The sequence below is a fragment of the Rhodoglobus galactosidasius genome (assembly GCF_054957775.1).
Genome location: NZ_JBQIAV010000005.1, coordinates 50,270 through 66,618, shown reverse-complemented (window position 1 = coordinate 66,618; position 16,349 = coordinate 50,270). Strand labels below are relative to the sequence as shown.

At 59.8% G+C, this 16,349-nt stretch carries 13 protein-coding genes and 1 tRNA gene; 7 read left to right on the top strand and 7 right to left on the bottom strand.

Annotated elements, in window-relative coordinates:
* Positions 1–3: 3 nt before the first annotated feature.
* Complete coding sequence (locus tag ACTJJW_RS08015; protein ID WP_462643606.1) at positions 4–699, bottom strand: PadR family transcriptional regulator; 696 nt, start codon at positions 697–699, stop codon at positions 4–6.
* A gap of 267 nt (positions 700–966) precedes the next feature.
* Between ACTJJW_RS08015 and ACTJJW_RS08010 the strand changes: the two genes are divergently transcribed.
* The 3 genes from ACTJJW_RS08010 (at position 967) to ACTJJW_RS08000 (ending at position 2,538) form a co-directional block, all read left to right on the top strand.
* Positions 967–1,470: a DUF3145 domain-containing protein gene (locus ACTJJW_RS08010; RefSeq protein ID WP_462643604.1), complete on the top strand. Its 504-nt coding sequence runs from the start codon at positions 967–969 to the stop codon at positions 1,468–1,470.
* A complete protein-coding gene (locus tag ACTJJW_RS08005) occupies positions 1,467–1,628 on the top strand; it encodes a hypothetical protein (RefSeq protein WP_462643602.1) in 162 nt (53 codons plus the stop codon). Before ACTJJW_RS08010 ends, ACTJJW_RS08005 begins: the two co-directional genes overlap by 4 nt.
* Before the next feature lie 172 nt (positions 1,629–1,800).
* The gene (locus ACTJJW_RS08000; RefSeq protein WP_462643600.1) at positions 1,801–2,538 is read left to right on the top strand and encodes an SDR family oxidoreductase; all 738 of its coding nucleotides are present in this window, start codon (positions 1,801–1,803) and stop codon (positions 2,536–2,538) included.
* Positions 2,539–2,577: 39 nt separating this feature from the next.
* On the opposite strand, the gene ACTJJW_RS07995 is transcribed toward ACTJJW_RS08000, so the two are convergent.
* The 6 genes from ACTJJW_RS07995 to aceE form a co-directional block, all read right to left on the bottom strand.
* Positions 2,578–3,813, bottom strand: a complete 1,236-nt coding sequence (locus ACTJJW_RS07995) for a beta-ketoacyl-[acyl-carrier-protein] synthase family protein (protein WP_462643599.1) — start codon at positions 3,811–3,813, stop codon at positions 2,578–2,580.
* A 117-nt stretch (positions 3,814–3,930) separates the two neighbouring features.
* A complete protein-coding gene (locus tag ACTJJW_RS07990; RefSeq protein ID WP_462643597.1) occupies positions 3,931–4,179 on the bottom strand; it encodes an acyl carrier protein in 249 nt (82 codons plus the stop codon).
* 68 nt (positions 4,180–4,247) lie between these two features.
* Positions 4,248–5,252: a beta-ketoacyl-ACP synthase III gene (locus ACTJJW_RS07985; RefSeq protein ID WP_462643595.1), complete on the bottom strand. Its 1,005-nt coding sequence runs from the start codon at positions 5,250–5,252 to the stop codon at positions 4,248–4,250.
* On the bottom strand, positions 5,249–6,169 hold the full coding sequence (locus ACTJJW_RS07980; protein WP_462643593.1) for an ACP S-malonyltransferase: 921 nt from the start codon (positions 6,167–6,169) through the stop codon (positions 5,249–5,251). Before ACTJJW_RS07980 ends, ACTJJW_RS07985 begins: the two co-directional genes overlap by 4 nt.
* A 96-nt stretch (positions 6,170–6,265) precedes the next feature.
* Positions 6,266–7,414: a PucR family transcriptional regulator gene (locus tag ACTJJW_RS07975; RefSeq protein WP_462643591.1), complete on the bottom strand. Its 1,149-nt coding sequence runs from the start codon at positions 7,412–7,414 to the stop codon at positions 6,266–6,268.
* Positions 7,415–7,465: 51 nt separating this feature from the next.
* On the bottom strand, positions 7,466–10,192 hold the full coding sequence (gene aceE / locus ACTJJW_RS07970) for a pyruvate dehydrogenase (acetyl-transferring), homodimeric type (protein ID WP_462643589.1): 2,727 nt from the start codon (positions 10,190–10,192) through the stop codon (positions 7,466–7,468).
* Between the two features lie 178 nt (positions 10,193–10,370).
* Between aceE and ACTJJW_RS07965 the strand changes: the two genes are divergently transcribed.
* The 4 genes from ACTJJW_RS07965 to ACTJJW_RS07950 all read left to right on the top strand — a co-directional run bounded on the left by ACTJJW_RS07965 (position 10,371) and on the right by ACTJJW_RS07950 (position 16,349).
* A complete protein-coding gene (locus ACTJJW_RS07965; RefSeq protein WP_462643587.1) occupies positions 10,371–10,847 on the top strand; it encodes a redoxin domain-containing protein in 477 nt (158 codons plus the stop codon).
* A 75-nt stretch (positions 10,848–10,922) separates the two neighbouring features.
* Positions 10,923–10,998 (top strand) — tRNA-Val (locus ACTJJW_RS07960).
* 437 nt (positions 10,999–11,435) lie between these two features.
* On the top strand, positions 11,436–12,353 hold the full coding sequence (locus ACTJJW_RS07955; protein WP_462643585.1) for a DMT family transporter: 918 nt from the start codon (positions 11,436–11,438) through the stop codon (positions 12,351–12,353).
* A 9-nt stretch (positions 12,354–12,362) separates the two neighbouring features.
* On the top strand, positions 12,363–16,349 hold the full coding sequence (locus ACTJJW_RS07950) for a purine-cytosine permease family protein (RefSeq protein WP_462643583.1): 3,987 nt from the start codon (positions 12,363–12,365) through the stop codon (positions 16,347–16,349).

The window sequence follows — 16,349 nt, the reverse complement described above, 5'->3', positions numbered from 1 at the left end:
CGGTCATGGCAGTTGCACCTCTTCCTTGTGAGAATCGGATGCTGGTCGCCCGCGTTTGGGCTTCGTGGTGTTCAGCGGGAATGCGGATGCTCGGCCCTCTGCATTTGCCCTCTGCAGCGACTGCTCGACGTGATCGAGCCAGCGCAGCTCTGCCTCGGCATGAGCCTGCATCGAGGCAGCGACTAGTTCTTGCGCAAAGTCTCCGGCATCTGTGGCATCCACGCGCGCAGTTGCGCCCAGTATGAGGGCGTCGAGGGCACCGCGTGTTGCTTGCCGTTGTCGTTCGATCACATCGTTTGCATCGACTCCGGGAAGGGTCACGGCAAGAGCGACTTTAAGCGCCAGTTCATCCCGGCCGACTGAATAGCGCTTCGCAGGAGAAAAGAGCCACTGATCTGACCCGTACTGGCCGGCAGCCGTCACGGTGTAGTACGTGTGCTGAGTCGAGCTGGAAGCGAGATCAGCGCTACCGTCGCCGGTGCCCACCGCCTTATCGACAAGTTTGTCTCGCACAAGTCGATCGAGCGTGTTGTAGATTTGCCCAACGTTAACGGGCCAGGTTGAGCCCGTTCGCCGGTCGAACTCCGTGCGAAGTTGGTAGCCGTAACACGGCCCTTGTGCCAATATCGCAAGCAAACTGTGGCGAATCGACATCTCGTACCTTCCGGCTAGGGGTCCGTTGTGACTGAGTATATGCATGTTGAGCATGCTCGGCGCGGGGAGGGGCCGCCAGTGTGGAGACATGCGCCGCCATCGGTGAGTACGGAACAGTTCGGAATGGCTGTCGTTCCGGGGCGCGATGTTCGACACGAGCACATAAATGCAACTACATGCTTGTATTTTCGGAGTTTCTTCGGCGATAATGGCCGGTAAGCGGTTCGCCGCACAATTTAACAGCTTCAGTGTTGTCACAGACACCGTTCGTGGGTCGATGGGGAAGTCGCACCCAAACGGAACGGAGATATCGTGACTGCACAAAACGCTCGCGGAGTGCTCTATGTGCACTCTGCTCCTCGCGCGCTCTGCCCACACATCGAGTGGGCAGCTGGTCGCGCTCTTGAACGTGCCGTGAACTTTGACTGGGACGATCAGCCGGTACTCAAGGGTTCTCAGCGTGCTGAGTTCTATTGGGAAGGCCCTCAGGGCTCCGGCGCAAAACTCGCATCCTCGCTTCGCGGCTGGGAGCACCTTCGTTTCGAGGTCACCGAAGACCCATCGCCCGGTAGCGATGGCGGGCGCTGGATGCACACTCCAGACCTCGGCATCTTCTTTGCCCAGACTGACACTGTCGGCAACATGGTCATTCCCGAAGATCGCGTTCGGTACGCCATGGAAGTCGCGGGTTCAGACGCATTTGAACTTCACCGCGAACTTCGCTTGGCACTCGGACAGGCGTGGGATGAAGAACTTGAGTCATTCCGCCACGCAGGTCAAGATTCTGCCGTTGTTTGGCTACACAAGGTGGGATGACGATGATCTCTGCGCAAACTCGAATCCCGGAACCTGCTGTCGACACGCACGTTCCGCTTCTTGAATGGCAAGACTGCAGTGATGTTGTTCTCGATCCTGCTGATTCACTCTTTGACGGTGAGTGCACCCAGCACGATGGATGCCGTTCGATCCTTTAGCGTCCGCTGATAGTTAGCTCAGAGCGTGGCTCTCGGGTCGCATGTAACAGACTCCCGGAGTAGCGTCGAGTTGTGGCCGGAAGTGATCGGGCACGGTTTTCACAATGGGCCGTTCTCGTGCCTCCGGGCTGCACCCTCCGGCTGAAACTCATTCAGTAGTGGAAGGAACGTCATGGCTAGGTTCGATGGAAAAGTAGCCCTCATTAGCGGCGGAGCACGCGGCATGGGAGAGTCACACAGCCGCGCGATCGTTGCAGAAGGTGGCAAGGTCGTCATCTCGGACGTATTGGATGCCGAAGGCCAGACCCTCGCTGACGAACTCGGCGAGAACGCGGTCTACACCCACCTCGATGTCACCAAGGAAGACGAGTGGAACGCGGCAGTCAAGCTCGCCGTTGACGCCTTCGGCGGACTCAACGTCTTGATTAACAACGCTGGAATCGTGAACTTCGGCACGCTCGACACCTACACTGAGAAGGACTGGGCGCTGATTATTGGTATCAACCTGACCGGCGCATTCTTGGGCATCAAGGCATCGACACCCGAGCTCGTGAAGCACGAGACCTCGTCGATTGTGAACATCTCATCGACCGCCGGTATGCAGGGCTACGCCGCACTCCACGGCTACACCGCCTCGAAGTTCGGGTTGCGAGGACTCACCAAGTCCGTCGCTATGGAACTGGGTTCGCAGGGCGTGCGTGTGAACTCCGTTCACCCCGGCGGCATCCGCACACCGATGACCGCTGGCCTCGACATTGGTAACCCCGGAACGCCGATCAATCGTCTCGGGGAGCCAGAAGAGATCACGAAGCTCGTGCTCTTCCTCGCGAGCGAAGATGCCAGCTTTTCAACTGGCTCAGAGTTCATCAGTGACGGTGGAACGCTCGCCGGCGAAGGCGCAGTCAGCTAGCCGATATGCGCCAACTCGCGGTGCGAGTGACACGCATGGCTAAACCGAACGGAACGCAGCAACGGCGTTGTGTCCGCCGAAGCCGAACGAGTTGCTGATTGCGAGCTGCGGGCCTGAGCCGAGATCGCGAGGCGACGTGACGACATCCAGAGGAATCGCTGGATCTTGCTCGGTGAGGTTGATCGTCGGGGGAGCCGTGCGGTGGTGGAGTGCCAGCACCGTGAAGATCGCCTCGAGTGCGCCCGTACCGCCCAGAAGGTGGCCTGTGGCCGCCTTAGTTGCGGAAACCGGAATGTTGGGCAGGTGGTCGCCAAAAATTCGTAGGAGCGCCTTGTACTCGGCAATGTCGCCGACAGGTGTACTCGTCGCGTGTGCGTTGATGTGGGTCACCTGGTCAGGAGTTGCTCCCGCCGCCTCAAGAGCGTCGCGAACGGCACGAGCCGCAGCGGTTCCCCCGGGGTCTGGTGCGGTGATGTGGAACGAGTCGCTCGTTACAGCGCCACCGGCGAGCTCAGCATAAATTCGTGCGCCGCGAGCAAGAGCGTGCTCTTCCGTTTCAAGCACGAGCGTTGCAGCGCCCTCACCAAGCACGAAGCCATCGCGAGAAATATCGTAAGGGCGCGAAGCGGTTGCGGGGTCGTCGTTACGCTTCGATAGCGCCTGCATGGATGCGAATGCAGCGATCGGAAGCGGGTGGACCACTGCTTCAGTACCACCGGCGATGACGACATCCGCAAGCCCGGCCTGAAGGTGTGCGTAGGCGTTGGCGATAGCCTCGGTGCTGGAAGCACAAGCCGAAACGTCGGTGCGAGCGTAGGCGCGTGACGGGATCGCCATGCTGATTGCGGCAGCAGCGGCGTTCGGCATGAGCATGGGGATCGTCATTGGCAAAACGCGACGGGGTCCCTTTTCGCGCAGGGTGTCCCAAGCGTCGAGCAGAGTCCATAGGCCGCCGATACCGGTGGAGTAGTCAACACCGATGCGCACGGGATCGACGTCGGGCGAACCCGCATCAGCCCAGGCTTCACGGGCGGAAATCAAAGCGAACTGGCTCGAGGGGTCGAGTCGCTTGTACTCGACGCGCTCCAGAACCTCTTCGGGGCGAACCTTTGCCTGTGCGGCAAAAGTCACGGGGAGAGAATGCTCGGCAACCCAGCCGTGCTCGAGTGTTCGAGCACCAGATTCGCCAGCAAGAAGGGCGTTCCACGACTCGGTCGCGGTTCCGCCGAGCGGCGTGGTGGCACCGATGCCAGTTACTACGATTTTTTTGGTCATTTCACGTTCCTTTTGAGTACACGGCTCAGGCATTCCACGAGGGGCTGCGCGTCCACAGGGTGCTGCGCGGAGGCCAACCGAACACAATATCGGCTGGCCGTCCGCGATTAGCTCTTTCTAGCTCTGAGCGTTGGTGATGAAGCTCACAGCGTCGCCGACGGTCTTGAGGTTCTTTACCTCTTCGTCGGGGATCTTTACGTCGAACTTCTCTTCGGCGTTAACAACAATCGTCATCATCGAAATCGAGTCGATATCGAGGTCATCGGTGAACGACTTGCCCATCTCGACAGTGTCGGTCGCAATGCCGGTCTCGTCGTTGATGAGCTCAGCCAGTCCGGCCATGACTTCTTCGGTGGACAGTGCCATGTTTTTCTCCTTGGGATGTAAATTGACCGTTAGCCAGTGTAGGCCAGCAGCCACGTTTAGCGGGGTTACTAAGGCAGAACGATTACTTGTGCGCCGAAAACGAGACCAGCACCGAAGCCAATCTGCAGTGCGAGGCCGCCGCTGAGCTCGGGGTTCTCTTCGAGCAAGCGGTGGGTAGCCAGCGGGATTGACGCGGCTGACGTGTTGCCGGTGTCGGCAATGTCGCGTGCGATAACGACTGATTCGGGAAGCTTCAACTGCTTCGCGAACTCGTCGATGATGCGCATGTTGGCCTGGTGGGGGATGAAGGCGGCGAGGTCCTCTGCGGTGATGCCTGCGACATCCAGAGCTTCCTTCGCGACCTTTGCCATGTCCCATACAGCCCAACGGAACACCGTCTGGCCCTCTTGACGCAGGGTTGGCCAGGCGGCGTCACCCTCGCGGAAGTCAACGAGAGTCGCGTTCATCTTGATCGCATCAGCTTTCGAACCATCGGAACCCCACACCGGTGCCGAAATACCGGGGGTATCGCTTGGGCCAATGATGACCGCACCGGCGCCATCGCCAAGCAGGAAAGAAATGCTGCGGTCCGTGGGGTCAACGACGTCTGACAGCTTCTCGGCACCGATCACAAGCGCGTACTTTGCTGCACCGCTGCGGATGAGGGCGTCAGCCTGAGTAACGGCGTAGCTGAAGCCGGCGCAGGCCGCATTCATGTCATAAGCTGCAGCGGGGTTGGCACCAACGCGGTCAGCGACGACAGCAGAAATCGAGGGCGACTGCTGCACGTTGCTGATGGTCGCAACAATAACGACGCCGATCTCTGCGGGATCGATGCCCGACTTGTCGATGGCCTCGCGAGCGGCATCTGTTGCAAGATCGAGCGCGAGGATGCCCGGCGATGCGCGACGGCGCGTGATCATGCCGGTGCGCTGCTGAATCCACTCGTCGCTCGAGTCGATCGCTTCGACGAGTTGGTTGTTGTCAACGATCAGGTCGCCGCGTGCGGCGCCATAACTGTAGATTCTGGTGAACTGTGACCCGACAGACTGGGTGAGGGTGGGTGCGGTCATACGTTGGCCTCCATCAGGTCAAATGCTGCTGATAAATCTTCTGGTGTCTTGACCGCGACCGCCGGGATGCCCCGGAGTCCACGCTTCGCGAGACCAACTAAAGCGCCTGCAGGCGCAAGTTCAATGATCCCGGTGACGCCGGCATCCGCCAGCGATTTCATTGTGAGATCCCAGCGCACCGGCGATGACACTTGGCCGACAAGCAAGTCGACGAAGTGTTCACCAACTTCAATGAGCGACCCATCGCGGTTGGTGTAGATCGGCAATGTTGGGTCGTTCTTGGTGAGGCCTGCAGCAACGTTCTCAAGGTGCGCAACCGCGGGCTGCATGTAGCGGGTGTGGAATGCACCGGCGACCTGAAGTGGAATGACGCGGGTGCCCTTGATGGGATCCTCCGCAAATTTGGCCAGGGCATCGAGTGCTCCAGCGACCACAATCTGCCCGCCACCGTTGAAGTTTGCGGGCTGTAGATCGAGGTCAGCGAGCCGTTCGAGCAGCGCTTCTTCATCTCCGCCTATGACTGCTGACATGCCTGTCCCCTCAAGGGCTGCCGCCGAAGCCATTGCAGAACCACGTTCAACCACAAATCGGATCGCATCATGCTCCGAGAGGATTCCTGCAGCCGCGGCTGCCGTGATCTCGCCGACAGAGTGGCCAGCGACAGCACTGATGTGCTCGCGGCGTCCGCCAGCGGTCAACGCATTGAGGGTGAGCAGTCCTGCCGCCACGATAAGTGGCTGGGCCACTGCGGTATCGCGGATAGTATCCGCATCCGAAACTGTTCCGTGCTTGATGAGATCGATTCCCGCAACCTCAGAGATAGCCGCGAGCTGATCGCGCAGAGAGCTATCGTCAAGCCACGGATCGAGAAATCCGGGGGTCTGGGAGCCCTGACCGGGCGCTACTACAACAATCACTTAGCTAGTCTGCCAATCTTTTCTCGGAACCGCTTGGATGACCCCACCAAACCTTTGGAGGATCATTGTGTGAACTCACCAAAAGACAGGACGGCGCTAGTTCGAGCGGCCCGACTCAGGATCAGAAATAGAACCGACAATGAGCGCTGCCTGCAAGATCAATGCCTCACGCGCACCGGTGGCATCCCAGCCGATCACCTCGCTGACACGCTTCAGGCGGTACCGCACTGTATTGGGGTGCACAAAGAGCTCGCGGGCCGTCGCTTCGAGCGAACGACCATTGTCGAGGTAGCACCACAGCGTGGTCAGAAGATCCGTGGAGTGAGCCTGCAAGGGTTTGTAGATCTTGTTGATGAGCGTCGAGCGCGCAAGCGGATCGCCCGCGAAAGCGCGTTCTGGAAGGAGGTCATTGGCGAGAGTGGGCCGAGGGGCATTGCGCCATGACCGAGCCACGGCGAACCCTGCGAGAGCAGCCTTTGCGCTCTTCGACGCGTCAACCAAGCTCGGAACCTCTGGCCCGAGCACAAGGTGACCGCTGCCAAACCCAGGCTCAAGCTGCTCCGCGATCGTAATAAACGGGAGCGGCTCAGCGCCGTCAGTCTTCTCGGAGCGGGGTGCTGCGCGGCCGATCACCAAGACGAGTCGGCTGCCTTGCACGCCGATCAAGACGTCGGCATCCAGATGGCGGGCTGTGCGTCGCAACTGGTCGACGTCGAGCATCCGTGGGGCAGTGCCAACCAAAACACATACCTCACCATGGCCATTCCAACCCAGAGCAGCAATACGACTGGGGAGCTCGTTGTCGTACTCACCGCTGAGGATCGAATCGACCACGAGCGCTTCGAGTCGTGCATCCCACAGTCCGCGTGCTTCAGCTGCGCGCGCATAAACATCTGCCGAAGCAAAGGCAATTTCGCGGGAGTACAACAGGATCGCTTCACGCAAGACATCGTCATCAGCTTTAACGCGCGCTTCCACCACCTCAACAGTGATGCGGATCAGTTGCAGCGTCTGCTGAAGCGAGACTGATCGAAGCAATTCGCGTGGAGCTGCACCGAATACATCCGCAGCAATCCACGGTGTCGTCGTGGGGTCTTCGAACCAGCTAATGAAGCTCGTAATGCCGGCCTGGGCCACCAGACCGACCGCAGAACGTCGCCCTGGTGGCATTTCGCCATACCAAGGCAGCGTGTCTTCAAGCCGCTTCAGGGTTGCCGTTGCAAGTTCGCCCGAAATCACACGCAACCAAGCGAGCGTCTGTGCCTTAGTTTTCTGTACCGGGGGAATGGTTGCGACCTAGCTTTCGCCGCCGGCAGAACCGGTGGTGCCCTCATTGACATCATGAAGGCTGTACTTCTCAATCGCTTGAGCCGGAACAGCCGGATCCATTTCGCCGCGCGTGACGAGCGACTCCAAGGTGCGAACGACGAGCGAGTGGCTGTCGATCTTGAAGAAGCGGCGAGCAGCGGCTCGCGTGTCAGAGAAGCCAAAGTCGTCGGCACCGAGTGTCGCGAAGTCGCCAGGTACAAACGCACGGATCTGATCGGGAACAGCGTGCATGAAGTCAGTGAGTGCAACAAACGGCCCCTTCGCATCCGCAAGCTTCGCAGTGACGTAGGGAACGCGAGCTTCCTCATTGGGGTTAAGGAAGTTGTGCTCCTCAGCAGCAAGTCCGTCGCGACGGAGCTCCGTCCATGACGTTACCGACCAGACATCAGCCGCGACACCCCAATCGGAGGCCAGCAACTGCTGAGCTTCAAGAGCCCACGGAACTGCGACACCAGAAGCCATCAACTGCGCCTTCGGCCCAGTGATAGTGGGAGCAGCCAAGTGATAAATACCCTTGAGCGCACCCTCAACATCAAAGTTCTCAGGCTCAGCAGGCTGAACGAGAGGCTCGTTGTACAACGTCAGGTAGTACATGACGTTGGGGTCTTCGTGCTTGCCGCCATACATACGCTCAATGCCGTCGCGCACGATGTGGCCAAGCTCGTAGCCATACGCAGCGTCGTAGCTGACGACTGCAGGGTTCGTGGATGCCAACAGCAGCGAGTGGCCGTCAGCGTGCTGCAGACCTTCACCCGTCAACGTCGTGCGACCGGCAGTTGCGCCCATGATGAAGCCGCGCGCCATCTGGTCGCCGGCAGCCCACATGGCGTCGCCAGTGCGCTGGAATCCGAACATCGAGTAGAAGACGTAGACCGGAATCAGCGGTTCGCCGTTCGTCGCATACGAGGTACCGACGGCGGTGAACGCCGCGAAAGCACCTGCCTCGTTGATGCCGACGTGCAGAATCTGACCCTGAGCGCTTTCCTTGTAGGCCAGCAATTGTTCACGGTCTACGGAGGTGTAGTGCTGCCCTGCGGGGTTGTAGATCTTCGCGGTGGGGAAGTACGCGTCCATTCCGAACGTGCGCGCCTCATCCGGGATGATCGGCACAATTCGGTTGCCGATTGATTTGTCGCGCAGCAGATCCTTGAGCAGTCGGGCGAAGGCCATCGTGGTGGCGATCTCCTGCTTGCCCGAACCTTTCTTGACCACGTCGTAGGTCTTGGCTTCAGGAAGCTCGATCTGCGTGTACTTGGTGCGACGTTCGGGCAGGTAGCCGCCCAGCTCGCGACGACGCTCTTGCAGGTACTGAATAGCCTCGTCGTCCTCACCAGGGTGGTAGAACGGTGGCTGGTACGGATCTGCTTCGAGTGCGGCATCCGTAATCGGGATGTGCATTTCGTCGCGGAACTTCTTGAGGTTGTCGAGTGTGAGCTTCTTCATCTGGTGGGTCGCGTTGCGGCCCTCGAAGCTCGGGCCGAGGCCGTAACCCTTCACAGTCTTCGCGAGGATGACAGTGGGCTGTCCCTTGTGCTCGCTTGCGGCCTTGAACGCTGCGTAGACCTTGCGGTAGTCGTGGCCACCACGCTTGAGATTCCACACCTGATCATCAGAGAGGTGTTCGACCATCTTGAGCGTGCGTGGGTCGCGGCCAAAGAAGTTCTCTCGAACGTAGGCACCCGACTCGGCCTTGTACGTCTGGTAGTCGCCATCGGGGGTGCGGTTCATGAGGTCGCGCAGGGCACCCTCGTGGTCGTTGGCGAGCAGGTCATCCCACTCGCGGCCCCAAATAACCTTGATGACGTTCCAGCCGGCACCACGGAAGAAGCTTTCAAGCTCCTGAATGATCTTGCCGTTACCGCGAACCGGGCCGTCGAGGCGCTGAAGGTTGCAGTTGATGACGAAGTTGAGGTTGTCGAGCTTCTCGTTTGTGGCCCATTGAAGGGCTCCACGGCTTTCGACCTCATCCATTTCGCCGTCACCGAGGAACGCCCAGACCTGCTTCTCTGAGACGTCGCGGATGCCGCGGTTGGTGAGGTACTTGTTGTTTTGTGCCTGGTAGATGGCGTTAATCGGGCCGAGACCCATCGACACGGTGGGGAATTGCCAGAACTCGGGCATGAGGCGCGGGTGCGGGTAGCTCGAAATGCCGTTGGGCGCTTGCGACTTCTCTTGACGGAAGCCTTTGAGCTGGTCTTCGCTCATGCGGCCTTCGAGGAAGGCGCGAGCATACATGCCGGGGGAGGCGTGACCCTGGTAGAAGATCTGATCTCCACCAGATTCGTGGTCTGCACCACGGAAGAAGTGGTTGTGCCCTACTTCGTAGAGAGCAGCGGATGATGCGTAAGTTGCGATGTGACCGCCGACGCCAATACCGGGGCGCTGTGCGCGGTGCACGGTAATTGCGGCGTTCCACCGGATCCAAGCACGGTAGCGACGCTCGAGTTCCTCATTGCCAGGGAAGTCGGGTTCGTCCTCTTTAGCGATGGTGTTGATGTAGTCGGTGGTGGGAACCATCGGCACACCAAGGTGCAAATCTTTAGAACGCTTGAGAAGGCTGAGCATGATCTCGCGACCGCGCTCGTGGCCTTGTGCTGCAACGAGGGAGTCGAGTGATTCGTTCCACTCGGCGGTCTCCTCCGGGTCCTTATCGGTGTTGGTTACCGAGTATGGGTCCTGGTCGTTTACCGTCACCGTTGACCTCTTTCGTGTAGAGAACAGAGTCGTGCGAGTCGAATCACAACCGGGTTGCAGATGTGATGGGATCGACTACGCCCAACGATTCTAGTTGTCGAATGCGGCAACATTCGAACCGAGCGCGAATGCGACCGAAACTTCGGGTCGCTCATCCGCAAATGAAAGGTCTGTAGACATGGCGATTGCCGTAGGGGATCACGCACCGGGTTTTAAGTTGAAGAATCAGCATGGACAGAGTGTGCAGTTGGGCGCGTTGCTCGAGCATGAACCCGTAATGGTGGTCTTTCTCCCGCTCGCTTTCTCGGCGACCTGCACGAGTGAGATTGAGATTCTGCAGCGCGAAAGACAGCGTTTCGTCGACGCAGGCCTCACTGTTGTGGTGATTTCAGTTGACTCGACCGCGACGTTGCGAGCGTGGGCGGATGCCGGCGGCTACGACTTTTCGTTTCTGTCAGACTTCTGGCCGCACGGCACTGTAGCGCGCAGTTTTGGGGTGCTGCGTGAAGACCGAGGATTCGCCGGGCGGGCAAGTTTTCTGATCGATCGATCGAGAATTGTCCGCTGTGTCATTGAGGCTCCCCTCGATGGCATCCGTGAGTTTTCTCACTACGAAGACGCCATTTCTCTGATGGAAATTGCCGAGTGGTCGTGAGCCCGAACACGGTGTTCAACGTCGTGCAAAAAAACCTGTAACATTATCTCGCGCTGCTTCGCAATGCGATGCTGCGGGCCTTTAGCTCAGCTGGTAGAGCGCCACGTTTACACCGTGGATGTCATCGGTTCGATCCCGGTAGGGCCCACCACAATAGAAAACCTCCACTAGCGGCACAGGGGGCGGATCCGTCTGTGGTTATCGATCTTCTCGCGAGTCAGGCAGAAGTCGGCATGACCTCCTGCAGCTCGCCACGCTATTTCGGATTCGTGATCCACAGATGCGCACAAGTGGTTGAACGTTCCCTACGACAGCGGTCTGGCCATCGTGAAGCATTCTTCTGACCATCGGGCGGCGACGATGTCTTCGGCGACGACGATGACACGACGCGTGCCGTGGTGTCTGGTGTTCAGGAGGAAGGAACATGCTGGGCGAGTGGCACGACGTGGAATGGGGAGGCCGCGATGCGCGTATCGGTCACAAATTGGGCTACCTCAAAAGAAGACATTGCACAGAGTGCTGCTGCAATCCTCACAATCTATCGAGACCTTCAGCAGCGCTGAGATGGCGTGGCAATAGGCTGACGAGGTGTCGACAAGCGCAGCAAATAGGTTCGGGTCTCTTTCCATCATCGGGGCCGCCACCTTGTGGGGAACTACGGGGACTGCGGCAAGCTTCTTTCCGGATGACATCAGCCCGTTAGCTATTGGTGCGGCGACGATGGCTGGCGGCGGCATCCTGCTCTTTCTCGTCAGTTTTCGGCATGCTCGAGCAGCGTTCCGCGATCGCAGAGCACAACCGTGGTTGCTGCTCGGTGCGATCGGGGTATTTGTCTATCCGCTCGCTTTCTATAGTTCAATGGATCTCGCCGGAGTCGCGGTCGGAAACGTGGTTTCCCTCGGTACGGGGCCCGTTTTCGCTGCCCTTCTCGAGCGTGTGCTCGAACGCGAACGACTCAGCGTGCTCTGGAGAGTGACAACTCCCATCGCGTTGCTCGGCGTTGTGTTGCTAACTCTCGGCGGCGGCCACTTAAGCGGTGGGGGCAGTGGTGGATCGATAGTGCCCGGCGTGGCTCTCGGACTGCTCGCCGGACTCTCGTATGCGCTCTACACCTATTGCTCAACGCGAGTCATTCGCGAAGGCCATACTTCCGGCGCGACGATGGGCGCCATGTTCGGCGTAGGTGCGCTCGGTCTGTTGCCGGTGCTCGCGATGTTTGGTACACCACTTCTGCAATCAGGCGTCAGCATCGGCATCTCCAGCTACTTGATAATCGGCCCGATGTTTGTGGCGTACGTCTTGTTTGGGGTCGGGCTGCGCACCAAGCGCAGCTCCACAGCAACCACCATCACCCTGCTCGAACCAGTCGTGGCCACGCTGCTCGCGGTGATCGTCGTGGGGGAGCTGCTTGCGCCAGTCTCTTGGGTCGGTCTTGCCCTCATATTTGTTGCGGTATCTGTACTGAGCACGGCTCGTCATCCCCGCAAAACACTGGACTCGCCTTAGTATCTGTGCATGGCATTCCACGACGACGTTGACGACGCGAACGATGCGAACGACAAAACGTCTTCAGAGCACGAGTTCGAGCTACCTTTTCCTCGGCGCGCAGCATCGAGTACCCCCGCTGCCAATTCGGCCAATGACGGCGATGAATCCGCCCCAGTCGACCTGAGCGAAGCGTCCAATGACCGTGTGTATGACTTGGATGCGGAACTCGGCGTCCCCGCTATTCCTGAAACGGCAGCCCCGAGGGATCTGCCACAGCCGTCTCGTACGACATCCACCTTCGCACCGATCGACGTGAACGATAAGTTTCAGCGTTCTGATCTGTCTGAAGGGCTCGACCAGGAGAAGCGGCCTTGGGCAATGGCACCCGCCCCTGATCCTACTCAAGCAGTGCCCCAGCTCGATGCACCTGACGGACTGTCAGATAAGCAGCGTTCAGCAGCATTTGAGACTGACGAGACCGAGACCGAGACCGACGAAATTCCCGTCGACGACTCGGCGCAGCAGGTCGACGAATTCGCAGATTCTGCGGAGCCAGAAAACGCGAGCGACTTCAACTTCGATTCGCTTTTCGCTACCGAAGATCCTTCCGTGAGGGCTGAGGCATCCGCGCCTGCAGTCGACACGTCATGGGCGGAAGTATCGCCAGCAGCCGATTCGCCAAACACGGCGACTGCCGAAGAAAGCCCCACGACTAACAACATCTGGAAGCTCGGACCGCTTGAGCCAAACGCGGCGGCTGAAGACACGGCATCGCCCGACGAGGCAACAACTACGGAAGACGAAGCAGTAAGCAGCGTTGATGAGATGCCAAGCGCTCGTGAGACCGGTGACGACGTCGACCCAACGTCTACAGAACTTCCGCTCGCCGGTGAAGAAGTCATCGAGGGTCCGCGAATCTGGAACCTCGACGGCGTAGACGCTCCCGATGCGGGTGAGCAGACCGCAGCTGCTGAATCCGGCGATGAGCCCGAGATCCCTACGCCTCCGGTTCGGCGTTCAATGGCCGACGACGAACTACTCAATTGGGTCGATAGCCCCGAGAATCAATCAACCGGTACTCTCAGCGTTATCCAGGTGCTCGAGGCCCAGCTTCGCCTGCGCGAAGAAGAAGCTCGCGAATACCGCGAATGGGAAACGACCCTTCACTCCAAGGTTGCCCCGGGTGACGAAGAAGTTGTTGAGGAGGCGCCCACAGAGCCGGTAGTTCCCGAGAGTTCCGCCGCCGCCGCCGCCGTCGCTGCAGCTCCCGCCCCGACTGCTGCGCAATTGCCGGCCTGGGACGTGCCGCCGCCAAGCGACACCTGGGCTCCCAGCGATGAGTTCGACGATGAGATCCCATTCGCAGCGCACGCGGATCCCACCGGTTCGATCACCCTCCCGGTGCTTCACGAAGAAACCTTGAACGAGGTTCTGGTCGAGGACGAATCAGTCACCAACGCTATCCCGGCAGGAGGGCCCTCTAGCGAGAGCGAAACTGGTGACGCCGCAACAGACGACGCTCCTGAATTCGCAGATTCTGCGGCCGCAGCGGCAGAACCCGAGCAAATCGCGCCGCACTTGGACGCGGAAGCTGGCCCATTGAGCTTGGATGGCATCCCGCGGATGCCGGCACCCGCGACCCCGTCGGTCGATGACGCCGACAGCGCACCAACGGCTAGTCAGTTCGAACAGTCTCCAGAGTCTCCGGAGTCTCCTGAGTCTCCTGCAGACGAAGATGGCGACTACGACGAGATTCCCTTCACCCCGCCGCCCCTAGTCGAGCCAATCACGGCACCGTCGACACCCCGGTCAAACCTTGACGAGCAGGTGTCGTTCGGTGACTTCGGTTTCACGCCACCAATTTCTGGAGAGCCAGAGGCCGGGGCGGAGCCCATAACGGATGCGACAGCCGCTGCGCCTGCGAGCGATGCTGACAGCGATTCCCCGTTTGCTTTCGATCTCGATTCGCCCTCGGCATCCGGTGCAGCGAGCGAACCTGATCTTCAGACAAGCGGCACCGACGCAGTCGACGATGAAGCCGACACGCATGCAGCGGTCGTCGAAAATTCGATCGCAGCACCGGAGGCCGATAGCGACGCAGCTCCGGCCGCGTTCAGCTTCGCTTCGCAAGAAACACCGCGCTACGTTCCGACCGCGCCGCTAAATTTTGACGACCTGCTGAAGACTGATGACCTCGACGACTCTGACGAAGAACCCGAGTTCGACGAGACCAACCCCCTTGATGCCGTCATCTCGGAGCCAGACACCGAACTTTTCCCGCAGGCAGACCCGCTCCCAGCAGACCTCGCTGCCCCGCACGCCGAGGATGACAACAACACCATCCCATTTGCGGCAGCAACGGCAAGCGCATCCGTTGCCGCCGGGGCAGTAAGTTCTGCAGCACCGCCAGCACCGGGCCCCACCACCGCTGCCCCAGCTGCCGGAACCGCGCCACTCGCGATCGACGCATCGGCCGTGCCTCAACCCATGTCGCTCTCGACTGCGCGCGTGAGCCAGCAGCCACTCGGCCTCGAGGATGTAGCACCTACCGCTCAGCGGGTGTTTAGCCTCGAGGAGAGCGGGCTTGAGGCCACTCCGGTTGATCGCCGTATTGGTCATGCCGCACGGTTGTTTTGGCTATGGTTTGCCGCGAACTCGTCGATTGTGAGTATCGGTCTCGGCGCCGCCGTCTTTGCCGTTGGAATGAGCCTGCGCCAGTCTGTTCTGGCAATCCTTGCCGGTGTTGCGCTCTCGTTTATCCCGCTGGGGCTCACGACACTCGCGGGTAAGCGAAGCGGCCAGCCAACGATGGTGATCTCACGATCAGCATTCGGTTTGCTCGGCAACATTGTTCCGTCTCTCGTAGCGCTCGTCGGTCGACTCTTCTGGGGTGCAGTGCTGCTGTGGGTTTTGGCGTCATCCGTTGCTATCGTGCTGATCGGCTCCGATCTCAACGTTGGATTGGGCGATCGCCAACTGTTGCTCATTGCGCTTGCGCTGTCCTTCCTCGTGGCGCTCGTGATTGCGTTCGCGGGATACCCACTCTTTGCCCGCATCCAACTGATCCTGAGCATCATCTCGGGTGTCTTGGTTGTGGGACTCATCGCACTCACCGCTCAGTACGTCGATGTGTCACAGGCACTCACCACTCCAGACGGGTCGTGGCTCCTCACTCTTACCGGTGCGGTACTGGTCTTCAGCTTCCTGGGGCTGGTGTGGGCGTATAGCGGCGCTGATATCGCTCGTTACCAGCGTGTCTCGTCGAGCGGACCAGCTGCGGCTCTCTCTGCTTCCTTCGGTGCAACCCTGCCCGCGTTCGTACTGATTGCCTATGGTGCGCTACTGGCAGCATCCGATCCTGCACTCGCACGTGGCTTCCTCGCCTCGCCGCTCGACACCCTGCTGCCTCTGCTGCCTGGCTGGTACCCCATCCCGCTGCTGTTGGCCGCGGCGCTGAGCTTGCTCTCGGGCATCACACTGAGCCTCTACTCGGGTGGATTCGCACTCCAAGCCATCGGGGTGCGCGTCCCACGTCAGTGGTCAATCGTGATTGTCGGCGTGCTGTTGGGCGCGTTGTCGGTCTTGTTCGCCTTCGGCGTCAATGGTGGAATCAATGAACTCTTCCGCGACGTAGCAACCACCCTTGCGGTTCCGACCGCAGCCTGGGTGGGAATCTTTGCCGCAGAAACCATGATTCGAACCCGTCGACTCGACAGCGCAGCACTGACCACGCGCGGCGGAATCTACGCGGATGTCCGCTGGGTGAATCTCAGCGCCTTCATCTTGATTTCGGCAATCGGATTCGCACTGACGAGCGCAACAATCGGATGGCTCTCCTGGCAGGGCTACGGCTTCGAGACACTCGGTATCGACCTCAGCTCTGAACTGGCTGCATCCGACCTCGGTGTACTCGTCGCACTGGTACTAGGAATGCTCACACCGATCGTTACGGGCATCCCAGCCATCAAGCGTCAAGAGGCCGGAAGCTCCGAGCGCGCTGTCCGCCCCGCCTAG

Excerpts from the sequence above, each read along its gene's own strand:
- ACTJJW_RS07995 (WP_462643599.1), bottom strand. The coding sequence starts at position 3,813 with ATGACCAAAAAAATCGTAGTAACTGGCATCGGTGCCACCACGCCGCTC.
- ACTJJW_RS07990 (WP_462643597.1), bottom strand. The coding sequence starts at position 4,179 with ATGGCACTGTCCACCGAAGAAGTCATGGCCGGACTGGCTGAGCTCATC.
- ACTJJW_RS08000 (WP_462643600.1), top strand. The coding sequence starts at position 1,801 with ATGGCTAGGTTCGATGGAAAAGTAGCCCTCATTAGCGGCGGAGCACGC.
- ACTJJW_RS07950 (WP_462643583.1), top strand. The coding sequence starts at position 12,363 with ATGGCATTCCACGACGACGTTGACGACGCGAACGATGCGAACGACAAA.
- ACTJJW_RS07965 (WP_462643587.1), top strand. The coding sequence starts at position 10,371 with ATGGCGATTGCCGTAGGGGATCACGCACCGGGTTTTAAGTTGAAGAAT.
- ACTJJW_RS08005 (WP_462643602.1), top strand. The coding sequence starts at position 1,467 with ATGACGATGATCTCTGCGCAAACTCGAATCCCGGAACCTGCTGTCGAC.
- ACTJJW_RS07985 (WP_462643595.1), bottom strand. The coding sequence starts at position 5,252 with ATGACCGCACCCACCCTCACCCAGTCTGTCGGGTCACAGTTCACCAGA.
- ACTJJW_RS08015 (WP_462643606.1), bottom strand. The coding sequence starts at position 699 with ATGCATATACTCAGTCACAACGGACCCCTAGCCGGAAGGTACGAGATG.